Origin of the sequence: Micrococcus sp. GbtcB5 (assembly GCF_019091605.1) — a bacterium.
Lineage (GTDB): Bacteria > Actinomycetota > Actinomycetes > Actinomycetales > Micrococcaceae > Micrococcus > Micrococcus luteus.
Genome location: NZ_JAGXJK010000551.1, coordinates 1 through 233 on the forward strand (window position 1 = coordinate 1; position 233 = coordinate 233).

Genomic DNA, 233 nt, shown 5'->3' on the forward strand with positions numbered 1-233 from the left:
ATGACGGAGGCGGGTCTGGCCGACGTCGTGGCCGAGTACGAGGCGAGCGCCGCGCACCCGCACCACCACGCGCACGTGGGGCTCGTGGACGGGACGGCGACCTTCCTGGTGGGGGTCTACGACCCGGCCCACTCGGAGCTGGCCGGACGGGATGCGGGCGCGCCCGGCGGCGTCGGCCTGCACGGGCTCGTCGCCCCGACGGACACCCCGGTGCCCGGGACCACGGACCTGGT

The 233-nt window shown here is 76.8% G+C and carries 1 protein-coding gene; it reads left to right on the plus strand.

Translation table 11 applies throughout. The features are described from left to right. A partial coding sequence (locus tag KVS67_RS13465) for a GNAT family N-acetyltransferase (protein ID WP_217565591.1) occupies positions 1-233 on the plus strand: 233 nt, incomplete at both ends.